Origin of the sequence: Coprococcus hominis (ex Arizal et al. 2022) (genome assembly GCF_040094675.1) — a bacterium.
Lineage (GTDB): Bacteria > Bacillota > Clostridia > Lachnospirales > Lachnospiraceae > Coprococcus_C > Coprococcus_C hominis.
The window spans coordinates 254269-265095 of record NZ_JBBNHG010000026.1 but is presented as its reverse complement, the minus strand read 5'-3'; the positions used below and the strand labels follow the sequence as shown (position 1 = coordinate 265095).

At 40.0% G+C, this 10827-nt stretch carries 11 protein-coding genes; 4 read left to right on the top strand and 7 right to left on the bottom strand.

Features of this window, described 5'->3' with window-relative positions; translation table 11 throughout:
• Positions 1 to 60 precede the first annotated feature (60 nt).
• From AAAT93_RS04740 to AAAT93_RS04720, 5 genes are all read right to left on the bottom strand, one after another.
• Positions 61 to 216 carry a hypothetical protein gene (locus AAAT93_RS04740; protein ID WP_182428781.1) on the bottom strand — a complete coding sequence of 52 codons (156 nt, stop codon included), beginning with the start codon at positions 214 to 216 and terminating at the stop codon, positions 61 to 63.
• A gap of 91 nt (positions 217 to 307) precedes the next feature.
• Positions 308 to 1414 (bottom strand): MFS transporter, encoded by a 1107-nt coding sequence (locus AAAT93_RS04735; protein WP_021986270.1) that lies wholly within the window; start codon positions 1412 to 1414, stop codon positions 308 to 310.
• A gap of 234 nt (positions 1415 to 1648) precedes the next feature.
• Positions 1649 to 2035, bottom strand: coding sequence for a C-GCAxxG-C-C family protein (locus tag AAAT93_RS04730; RefSeq protein ID WP_021986271.1), 387 nt, complete (start codon positions 2033 to 2035; stop codon positions 1649 to 1651).
• Between the two features lie 80 nt (positions 2036 to 2115).
• Positions 2116 to 2625, bottom strand: coding sequence for a hypothetical protein (locus AAAT93_RS04725; RefSeq protein ID WP_021986272.1), 510 nt, complete (start codon positions 2623 to 2625; stop codon positions 2116 to 2118).
• Positions 2618 to 3955: an AAA family ATPase gene (locus AAAT93_RS04720; protein ID WP_021986273.1), complete on the bottom strand. Its 1338-nt coding sequence runs from the start codon at positions 3953 to 3955 to the stop codon at positions 2618 to 2620. The genes AAAT93_RS04725 and AAAT93_RS04720 overlap by 8 nt, the downstream gene beginning before the upstream one ends.
• 475 nt (positions 3956 to 4430) lie before the next feature.
• On the opposite strand from AAAT93_RS04720, the gene AAAT93_RS04715 reads away from it, so the two are divergent.
• On the top strand, positions 4431 to 4739 hold the full coding sequence (locus AAAT93_RS04715) for a hypothetical protein (RefSeq protein ID WP_207664333.1): 309 nt from the start codon (positions 4431 to 4433) through the stop codon (positions 4737 to 4739).
• Between the two features lie 104 nt (positions 4740 to 4843).
• Positions 4844 to 5080: a helix-turn-helix domain-containing protein gene (locus tag AAAT93_RS04710; protein WP_021986275.1), complete on the top strand. Its 237-nt coding sequence runs from the start codon at positions 4844 to 4846 to the stop codon at positions 5078 to 5080.
• Between the two features lie 79 nt (positions 5081 to 5159).
• On the opposite strand, the gene AAAT93_RS04705 is transcribed toward AAAT93_RS04710, so the two are convergent.
• Positions 5160 to 6401 (bottom strand): class I SAM-dependent rRNA methyltransferase, encoded by a 1242-nt coding sequence (locus AAAT93_RS04705; RefSeq protein WP_227573048.1) that lies wholly within the window; start codon positions 6399 to 6401, stop codon positions 5160 to 5162.
• Between the two features lie 905 nt (positions 6402 to 7306).
• Between AAAT93_RS04705 and AAAT93_RS04700 the strand changes: the two genes are divergently transcribed.
• A complete protein-coding gene (locus tag AAAT93_RS04700; RefSeq protein WP_227573047.1) occupies positions 7307 to 8005 on the top strand; it encodes an ABC transporter ATP-binding protein in 699 nt (232 codons plus the stop codon).
• Between the two features lie 10 nt (positions 8006 to 8015).
• On the top strand, positions 8016 to 10322 hold the full coding sequence (locus AAAT93_RS04695) for an ABC transporter permease (protein ID WP_227573046.1): 2307 nt from the start codon (positions 8016 to 8018) through the stop codon (positions 10320 to 10322).
• A gap of 76 nt (positions 10323 to 10398) precedes the next feature.
• Here the strand turns inward: AAAT93_RS04695 and atpC are convergent, their stop codons facing one another.
• Positions 10399 to 10812 carry an ATP synthase F1 subunit epsilon gene (atpC, locus tag AAAT93_RS04690; protein ID WP_021986279.1) on the bottom strand — a complete coding sequence of 138 codons (414 nt, stop codon included), beginning with the start codon at positions 10810 to 10812 and terminating at the stop codon, positions 10399 to 10401.
• Positions 10813 to 10827 lie beyond the last annotated feature (15 nt).

The following is a 10827-nucleotide window of genomic DNA, read 5'->3' as shown; positions in this document are numbered from 1 at the left end:
CAGTCAGGAATTTCGCATGTTCAGTCAATAATCCCCCTTTTTTATAATATCTATTGTATACTACATCCAGATTTCAAAGGCACAATAAATCACACATCCCACGAAATCAAAAATGCCGAAACTGCCGCTTATTCTTCCCTCTTCTCCAAGGTCAAATGCGGGTTCCCGCTCCGCCTGTTCCCTAGGCTTCGCCGCGTGCAGTTTCGGAATTAACATCTTCTATTTTATTTCTTTCATCTATGTTACATTTCTGAATTTTCACAACACATTGCCGCCAGCTCCGAACAGGAACCGACGGCAATTCTTTTTACCACACGGAAAATACAATTCCTGCAAGCGGCGACAACACAATCATAATCATGGAAAATGTAAAAGATTCCATTGATATCAGCGTTGCCCGCTGCTCAGACGGAAACATTTCCTGTAAGATTGCATCTGTGCGAACCTGCAATGCATCATCACTGCATGCCGCTACAAATCCGCCCAGCGTCATAAGTACCGCGACGCCTGTATGTTCAATCAAAACGCCACATAAAACGAGCACAGACGTTATCACAAACACCCAGCGATACCGTAACTTCTTACACTGCAAGATCAGCTTGGCTCCAAGGATTCCTCCCATCTCCATAATGAACAAGGCTATTCCAAGTGCTGAATCCGGCATACCCGTCTGCGGCAGCTTCGCCTGTAAGAAAAACAGCAATACAATATCAACCGCACCGACAAAGGAATTACATGTCATCAGAAACACTGCCCGCTTCGACTCTTTCAGAAAACGCAGACTCTCCACGAAACAACCTCTGAGTTCCTTCCATACCGACTGCAACACCGCCTGTTTCCGCTCCGCGCCTGTGTGATTCAAATGAATCTCGCGAAGTGACAACAGCACGCCAATCTGAATACCGGTCACCAAAATATCCGACGCATACGCAATCTTATATCCAACAAATAGTGCAAAACCTGCACACAATGTAGAAATGCCATTGCAGAGCCGATACAAAATCAACTGATTGGATGCGTAACGCTCATACCGTACCTCCTCACCAACTAATTTCAGCGAATCATATGCAAGCGCATCCCCAGATCCCGAGGAAAAATTATAGCTAACTGCAAAACACGCGATTGCCACACACACCATCGTCAGATTCTTTGAGCAAATCATGCAGATGCTTCCGATCACACGCATAATACTGCTCACCACCAGCATCTGCTTTCGTCCAAATACATCTGCAAAAACGCCCGATGGTATCTCAAACGTCAAACTGAAAATATGAAACACCGTTTCTGCAATTCCGATTTTGATCAGACTGTATCCTCTCGCTGCAAGAATTGCGACCCACGCGCCCGTCAGCGACAGATTGCCTAAGATGGACGCCATGTACAACTTCGAAATTTGTTTTTTAATTTTAAACATAAAAAATCTCCTTAACTTATATTTTATCGTTAAGGAGATAATGTACCTTGATTTACATAGAATGGTTCTGATGAATCAGACTTTATTCCTGAAAAAAGGCGCACTATCCCCGTTAGGAGCGAAAATGTAACCTTTTTTCAATTGCAATGTTGTCATCTTCCAGAACATTGATTTCTTCCTTTTCACTGTATTAATCTCATTCTATGTTACATAATAAATTTCGTCAAGAAATTTTTACACCATTTCATCTATAAGCGTGATTGCTTCCTGAATCATCTTATCACAATGTTCCTTCTTGTTGCCACCCTTCGCCGCATTTGCGCGAAGCAGATCCACACAGTTCACCATTCCATCATGATTCTCCGCAATCTTCCTGCGAAACTCATTTACCTTTGCTGGATTCTCAACGCCCTTGGCACCAAGCACCATCAAACCACCTGTGATTGCGCCACAGATACCACCGCATTTCATACCACCACCGAAATTACAGCCAAGCCCTGCTGCCATTTCTTCTGAAATTCCCATATCCTCAGCATAACAACGCATAATCGTCTGGGAACAGTTGCTTACCATTGGAGTTTCGTTTCGAAGCTCCATTGCTTTTTCTATATGTTTATTCATAACGATTCTCCTTTAGATGCTTCTTGTATCATCAGATAATTTGTTTAAATGAACATTTCTTGTATATGTAGTTTTACTGTCTACTTTCTCTGCCAATACTTATCCAATACTTTAAGTATATTACTACAATGTCTTTTATGATAGTCCATTCTCAACATAAACTCATCTACATTTTCTATCATTTTTTTTCTTTTAAACTCAGCAACCTTACTTACTTTTTCCTTATCTTTAACTGAATTCCCCAAATAAACATCCTCGACATCCTTATGAAAAAAAACGAACTCATAACCATGTTTTTTACAATAGATTTCTATATCATCATATAATTTCTTTGTGTCATAAGAAGTATCATAATCATCAACATCAATAAAATAAATAACAGTTGTCTCACCTATAAATGTTTTAATATTTTTATTTATCTCTCTTACTTTATCTTTCGCATTGTATTTCGTTTTTGATCCTAAATATATTGCTCTATATCTAATCTTTCTATCCACTTTATAAAATCTTTTCAATGTCTCCTCAATATACTGATAATCAGTTCTAGCCTTATTATTGGATTCCACGCAAAATAATATTTGCCTACTCATCAGTACCTCCTAATATTCCAAGAAAATCCGATGCATCAACATTGAATGGCGAATCCTCAATAAAACCATTCTTATATGCATTCTCAGGACTCAAATTACCGTTATTAGCCCAAGTATGAACTGTGTTAACACTGGAAATAAATGTTATAGCATTTTTATTCTTCTTCAACACAGACATTGGAGAGAGATTGTGAGAAGTGAAGCAAAGCTGCCCCTTTCCATATAATATAAAATATTCAATTATTTTATCTAGATATACATCATTTATATTAGAGTCCAATTCATCGATAAATGTGATCATTCCCATACATGCATCTTCAAGATAATAAAATAAATCCATCATTTTTTTTATTCCACGACTTTCAAACTCTTGATCCAAAGTATAATTTTCATATATCATTTTCAGATTGCATTTATAAAATTGATCAAAATCTTTTTTATCTACTTCAATATTTACGAGCTCTGGTTTAAATATCTGAATAAACATACTAAGTTTTGCGATTTGTTCTTCATATGAACTATATAAATTTTTAGGCACCAAAATATCTCTTCCAGAAGCTTCAAGTATTTCCCTCTTTAGTTGATTAAATGTTTCCTTTGTAAAAGAATCTTTTTTATTTTCTTCTATACTTTGTATTTTTTGATATAACCGATTATTTGTATGAATATCTGCATTGTCAATGCAAACATTTAATGAAATTGCAAATGCGAACAATTCTATTACAGTTACAAAATCATTATTTAAATCTTTATCATGCGGAAAATCATTCATCATTGTAAGTATACTAGAAGCAAATGACTGTTTATCTAATAAATTCAAAGTTTTTTCTTTTACAAATTCGTACACCTTATCATTTCCAAACTTCTCTAATGCCCCATCTTTTGACTCAAACACACATAAATATGAATTTTTTGAATAATTTCCGTTTTTGCGACTTAATCTTTCTTCTGTTATATAAATTCTGCCATCATCTTTTATTTCAAAAGAGATATAATAATCCAAAATTTCTCTATCTTCATCTATATCTACGTATATTTCACATTCAATATATCCATTCCTTGTCTTTTTATTTATAATTTCAACTAGTGATTTTTGTGTCTCATGGTCAGATAAATAATTTTTATCAATCAATAAATTTCTAAGAAGTTTAACTGCAGTAATTATTGCCGTTTTTCCAGATCCATTTTCCCCATAAATTGCTTTAATCTTATATTTTTCGGGATTAAAATCCCTTTTAATTGTCTTCTTATAAAAATCTAAATGAATTGGATTTGCAATATTTTTTATACCATATATATCAAGTGTTAAAAGATAAAAATGTCTATTCATTTTTTTACCTCCTTTATACACATTTTAACACAATCATGGTAAAAGTAAATACATTTTGTATATTTATATTCCTTTAATATTATATGTATATTAAAAAAAAACATACATATAATATTAAAAAATTTAACACTAACCAAGATTTCATCTTTTCCCTAATTCGATCCGCCCTTGTTAATAGGCAAGTCATTCGCTCTATGTAAATATCTTATCCGACATACCCTAACATCGCTCTGCAAGAAAATTTCATGTTTCATCATTGTAAGTGCACACAAACATAACCTCCTTATCTCTGAATTCATCAGCATAACTGCCATCAGTCCACATAGAGTGCCACTCATACACATCCTGCTCCTCATAAATAGGTTCATCATAAGCTTTTTTATCTACAACTGTCTTCCATATGTGCTAGTGAGCAATTGTAGGCTCTTCCGTTCTTGGTTCCTGTGTGGTAGGAACCTGAGTCGTTGGTGTCTCAATGGTAGCAGGTGCCTGTGTTGCTGGCTCTTTGCCTGAGTTGTTATCCTCAGACTTAGCATCATCTACCTTGACAGTTTCAGACCCCGTCTTGACGGTATCAAAATCTGCTTTGGCTGTGTCAGCATCTACTATATCAACGGATTCTTTCTCTGCTGTATCTGCATCTGTAATAGTCGCACTTGTCTCTGTGTTTGCAGTCTGGGAACTATCCGTATTTTTATCCGCACAGCCATTAACAATAAATGCTATACCCGCAACAAGAACAACTGTTACAAATGTAGTTGCAATAACATTTTCTTCTTCATAATAACTTATCCTCTCCTCTTATACTTTTGTATTGCATATTAAAATCTTATTACAAATCGTTTTAACCTGTTTTAGATTAAAGTACAATACATCCGAGGTGATTTTGTGCGTAAATTTTCTACTAAAAACAGGTTGAGAGAGCTTAGGGAAGATAATGATATATCACAAACATATCTGGCCAAACTTCTGGATATGAGCCAGACAGGATATTCGAAATATGAAACCGGAGAAAATGATATCCCCACAAATATTCTGATTAAACTATCCAAGATTTATAAAACAAGCATTGATTATCTTCTGAACCAAACAGATGAAAAGAAACCCTATAAACGAAAAGAGTAGATAGCCACTTATATAATGATTATCTACTCTCTTATCTTCTTAAAACACATTCAGCTTTCCCATCTTGTTACTACACCTCTTACTTTTCCTCAACAACCTGAAAAATGTAAAACTTTAAATAATAACTTTCATCCGCCGCCCACAAAATCGGATGATCCGGTGCCTGCTGCCGGAATTCCACCTGACGAAGACGCTTGTGCACGCTCGCTGCTGCCTGACCGATTACCTTTGTGAACAATTCCTGTGTCATGAAATGTGAGCAGGAACAGGTTGCAAAATACCCGCCGTTTTTTACAAGCTGCAAGCCTTTCCGGTTGATTTCACGGTAGCCTTTGATTGCATTCTTGGTTGCTTCGCGCGACTTGGTAAACGCCGGTGGATCTAAGATTACAACGTCAAACTGCTCACCTGCTTCAGCAAGCTTTGGCAGCTCGTCCAATACATTTGCCTCTTTAAAATGTACAGTCTTCTCCAAATGATTGAGCTTCGCATTTTCTCTTGCCTGCTCCACAGCAAACTCTGAAATATCAAGTCCTAACACATCACTCGCCCCAGCATAGCCACAATTTAATGCAAAGGTTCCCATGTGTGTAAAGCAGTCAAGCACACGCAACGGTGTCTCCTGCACGCCTCTGGTCAGACCCTTGATCAGTTTCTGCATCGCGAGCCGGTTGTACTTCTGGTCAAGGAAGAATCCTGTTTTCTGTCCATTTGCTACATCCACATTATAATGCACACCGTTCTCCACGATCTCAACGACCGGCTCAAACTCCGCACCGATGCATCCTTTATATGGAGCAAGTCCTTCCTTCTTGCGCACCTTCGCGTCACTCCGCTCGTATACGCCGCGGATCTTGACACCATCCTGCGCCATGATCTCTTTCAACAAATCCACGATTTGTTCCTTATATAAATCAATGCCAAGTGCGAGGGATTCCACCACCAGCACATCCGAGAACCGATCAATCACGAGTCCCGGCAGGAAATCCGCCTCACCAAAGATCACACGACAACATGTAAGATCTTCACCCTGCATCACAGCTTTTCTATATTCCCAGGCATTCTTCACCCGCATACGGAGAAATGCTTCGTTGATATCCTGCTCTGCGTCTCGAGTCAGCATTCGAATGGTAATTTTGGATTTCCGGTTGATGAATCCGCGTCCCATTGGATATCCATCGAAATCACGCACGATGACAATATCGCCATCTTCCACACTTCCCATCACGCTCTCTATCTCATTGTCGAAGATCCAGAGTCCACCTGCCTTGATGGTACGACCTTCTCCTTTTCGTAAATTCACGACTGCTTTCGGTTCCACTTGTATTCCCTCCTGATTTTATTCCAAGAATTATCGATTATCGTTTTCTTGTATTTCATATGTACCTTGGTTGTTTTCTTGTTTGTTTCTATTTCTTTCCTATGGTATCACAGAGTGATTTGTTTCTCAATCCATACTTTCTTTTTCTCTATCTGCTTCCTATTGGAGTAATTTCCTGTTTCCGGACTTTTTTACCCAACTAGCTCTCTTCTCTACCTCCTCCCATTAGAGCAATTCCCCGATTCCGGACTTTTTTACCCAACTAGCTTGCTTTTCTACCTCTCCCCATTGGAGCAATTTCCCGTTTCCGGACTTTTTTACCCAACTAGCTCTCTTCTCTACCTCCTCCCATTAGAGTTTTTTCCCTATTCTAAACTTTTTTACCCAACCAGCCACCCACAAATGAGAAAATTTCCCAACAGCTCAAAAATCCTGCATAAACGGTTTGTTTTGACTAACTTTTTGCGTTATAATAACCACGGCAATTAACCAAATATATAAAACATCCATCAAAGCAAGCGAAAATACGCTTGACAAACCTGTATTACACGTTTATTTTATATATGAACATATATTCATATGTTTTCACGTATGAGAATAGAAAAAGGTTAATGCATTTGGGAGTTTTATATTCACTGCCTATCACGTAATCGCAAAACACGAGCATTATGGTAGGTAAGAGTTGTAGATTATCACATGTTCTTAAGCAGACCATTGTAGCACATCAGCACTTAACGAACAGAGTAACAATTCGCAGAATTGGTGCTTTGTGAGTTTAGTGTCTGCTATGTGCGGAAGTGAGCGCGAGCGAGTCTGCGTAGAAATGTGATAATCTGCAACTCGCTACCATCACCTGCATTCGTGTTTTGCTTCACGATTCGCAGTCACATAAAAGGAGGAAAATCATGTTCTTACAAATCAACAATCTTGAAAAGTTCTATGGTGAAAAAGACAACCGTGTACAAGTCTTAAAAGGACTTTCTACCGGTATCGGAAAAGGCGAGATCTGCGTCCTGCTCGGGCCATCCGGTTCCGGTAAGTCTACCCTGTTGAACATCATCGGCGGCATCGAAAGCTATGATAAGGGAGAGATCATCATCAACGGTGCTGCCATGTCTGCCATGAACGAAAAGCAGATGACGCTCTACCGACGTGAACACTTAGGTTACGTCTTCCAGTTCTATAATCTGATCCCGAACCTGACCGTCAAGGAGAATATCGAGGTCGGCGCTTACCTCGGAAGCAACCCGCTTGATGTCGATGACCTGCTTCATACACTTGGACTTTGGGAGCATAAGGATAAGATTCCAAGCCAGCTTTCCGGCGGTCAGCAGCAGCGTACATCCATCGGTCGTGCCATCGTCAAGAATCCGGATCTGCTGCTCTGCGATGAGCCAACCGGCGCCCTTGATTACAATACCTCCAAGGATATTCTGAAATTGATTGAAGACGTCAACCGGAAATACGGAAATACCATCATCATCGTTACGCACAACGATGCCATCAAACTCATGGCAGACCGTGTGATCAAGCTCCGCGACGGTATGATCCGGAAAGAATATACAAACGAAACAAAGACACCGGCGATGGAATTAGATTGGTAGGTGAATGCATATGGCTGATAAAACAATCAAAAATCCACTGCGTAAACGTATTCTTCGGGATATCAGAAAAGAAAAAGGGAAATACATATCCATCTTTTTGTTTCTGACATTTATGATTTCAATCGTCAGTGGTATGCTGGTTACTTCGCTGAGCATGATGTACACCTACGACGATGGTATCGAGACATATAAATTAGAGGATGGACATTTCTCTACGAACAGTGAAATCTCTGTGGCCGAACTGCAGAAGATCGCTGATCAGGAAGATTCAGACACAGCAAAAGCAACCATCTACAAACAATACTTCTATAATTTTGATTACACCTTTGAAGGCAACAGCAATTATTCCATCCGTCTCTACGAAAACCGCGAGGCGTTAAATACATATTCGATCTTTGAAGGGCACGCCCCGGAGAAGAACGGAGAACTTGCCATCGACCGCCTCTTTGCAGAAAACAACAATCTCAAAATCGGTGACACCCTCACCTTTGACGGAAAGGATTTAACAATCTGCGGAACAGTTGCTGTCCCGGATTATAGCTGTCTGTTCGAGAAAAACTCTGATTCGATGTTCAGCGCAACGACATTTACCATGGGGTTTGTCACGGCAGATTATTTCAAGGAATTCTCCGAAAGCAAGCTTACCTACAGCTTTGCTTATCGTTTCTCGGACAGAAGTCTTGATGACCGGGCTTCTTATGACGTAAGCACAGACCTGATGAACACATTGTCCGAACAGCTCGCTCCACAGGGAAATTATCTGACCGATTTTTTGATGCGGCAGAACAATAAAGCGATCACATTTACAAGGGAAGATATGGATGGCGATACAAACAGCACGGTCATGATGCTCTATATCATGATAGCACTGCTTGCATTCATCTTCGCACTTATGACTTTCAGCACGATTGAAGCAGAAGCCGGTGCCATCGGAACCCTGCGAGCTTCCGGATATACAAAAGGCGAAATCATCCGGCATTACATGGCTGCGTCAACGTACGTATTCCTTGCAGCCGCAGTGATCGGAAATATCGGCGGTTACACTTGTTTTCGTAAATTCATGGAGGACATGTATTACCATTCCTACTCTCTGCCTGTATTCAAGGTTGTCTGGAATGCAAACGCCTTTCTGCTTACGACTGTGATTCCGATTGCAATCCTGTTAGTAATCAACTACCTTGCGCTTCGATCAATGCTTGGATTGTCACCGCTTAACTTCCTGCGGCACGACCTGTCAAAACGTAAGAAAAAGCATGTGACAAAGCTTCCGGACTTCAAGTTTTTGACAAGATTCCGGATTCGTACAATCCTGCAGAACCGCTCCAACTATATCACGATGGCGATTGGTATCCTGATGGCAAATATCCTGTTTATCTTCTCCGCCAGCATGCTTCCAATCTTAAATGACCAGACAGACAATGTGCTTGACCATCTGATTGCAAACTATCAATATACACTCAAAGCACCGGTAGAGCTTGACGATTCATCTGCTGAAAAATACTGTCTGACTGCGCTTGCGGATAATGACGGAAAGGAAGTGCTTGTATATGGAATCGCAGACAATTCAAAGTACCTGACACAGGTTTCTATGCCTGTAGAAAAAGGGGATATAATCATCTCAAAATCGTTCATGAAACTGAACGATTACAAAGTGGGCGATACAATTAAAATAACGGAAAAATACGGCGATAAAGAATATTCTTTCCGGATTGCCGGCAGCTTCAATTACCCGGCAGCCTTCTCCGTATTTATGAGCATTGATAATTACAATGACACATTCGGGAAAGATGCGGATTATTTCACAGGATATTTCTCTGACAAAGCGCTGGATGATTTAGATGACAGTTTCATCTACAGTACGATGGGGCCTTCGGACTATTCGAAGTTAAGCGACCAGATGAATGATTCGATGGGACGTATGATGCCTCTGATGAAATATCTTTCCCTTATTATCTTCGTCATCGTTATCTACCTGCTCTCTAAGATTGTGTTGGAGAAAAATGCGGAATCGATTTCCCTGACGAAGATTCTCGGTTACAACAACAGAGAAATCGGGAAAATCTATATTATTTCAACCGCGATAGCTGTCCTTGTCAGTGTAGCAATCAGTCTGCCACTATCAACAGTCATCCTGAAGACAATGATTGTCTATCTCTTCCGGACTTTTGATATCTGGCTGGAAAATGTTCATATCGGAACATCTATCTATGTTCAGGTTGTGATCTGGGATATTGTATGTTACGGGTTATTAAGTTTCCTGCAGTATAAGAAGATTCAGAAGATTCCTATGGAAGAGGCACTGAAGAACCGGGAGTAATGCCACTTCACGAAAAATATACAGACAAAAACACCCAACTGCTTCTAAACAGTTGGGTGTTTTTTCATCCTTTTATTTACTTCACTTCGTAACGGTCATGTCCCTGCAGTCTCGCCATTGCTCTCGCAAGCGAAGCACGGGATACGTGGTATTCCATGATACTCTGTTTCTGCTGCATCTGCTCGATGGCACGTTCCTTCGCAGCCTGTGCACGGAACTCGTCGATTTCCTCCGGTTTTTCTGCCGAATAGACAAGTACAACAACCTCGTTATTCTTTACCTTCAGAAGTCCGTCGGAACAGATTGCCACATGCTCTTCTCCATCCGGTGTCCGGAAATGCAGCTCACCGACTTCAATATTCGTCGTCATCTTCTCGTGATGTGCCAGAATCGCCATCTGTCCATCATAGCCGGGGAATTTCAATATTTCACATGGTCCATCATAAAACACCCGGTCACAGGCTATGATCTTGAGTGAAAATGTATTCATACGCCGTCCCCTTTC

Coding starts and splice junctions, on each gene's coding strand:
- AAAT93_RS04740 (WP_182428781.1), bottom strand. CDS start 216: ATGTTAATTCCGAAACTGCACGCGGCGAAGCCTAGGGAACAGGCGGAG.
- AAAT93_RS04735 (WP_021986270.1), bottom strand. CDS start 1,414: ATGTTTAAAATTAAAAAACAAATTTCGAAGTTGTACATGGCGTCCATC.
- AAAT93_RS04730 (WP_021986271.1), bottom strand. CDS start 2,035: ATGAATAAACATATAGAAAAAGCAATGGAGCTTCGAAACGAAACTCCA.
- AAAT93_RS04725 (WP_021986272.1), bottom strand. CDS start 2,625: ATGAGTAGGCAAATATTATTTTGCGTGGAATCCAATAATAAGGCTAGA.
- AAAT93_RS04720 (WP_021986273.1), bottom strand. CDS start 3,955: ATGAATAGACATTTTTATCTTTTAACACTTGATATATATGGTATAAAA.
- AAAT93_RS04715 (WP_207664333.1), top strand. CDS start 4,431: ATGGTAGCAGGTGCCTGTGTTGCTGGCTCTTTGCCTGAGTTGTTATCC.
- AAAT93_RS04700 (WP_227573047.1), top strand. CDS start 7,307: ATGTTCTTACAAATCAACAATCTTGAAAAGTTCTATGGTGAAAAAGAC.
- AAAT93_RS04695 (WP_227573046.1), top strand. CDS start 8,016: ATGGCTGATAAAACAATCAAAAATCCACTGCGTAAACGTATTCTTCGG.
- atpC (WP_021986279.1), bottom strand. CDS start 10,812: ATGAATACATTTTCACTCAAGATCATAGCCTGTGACCGGGTGTTTTAT.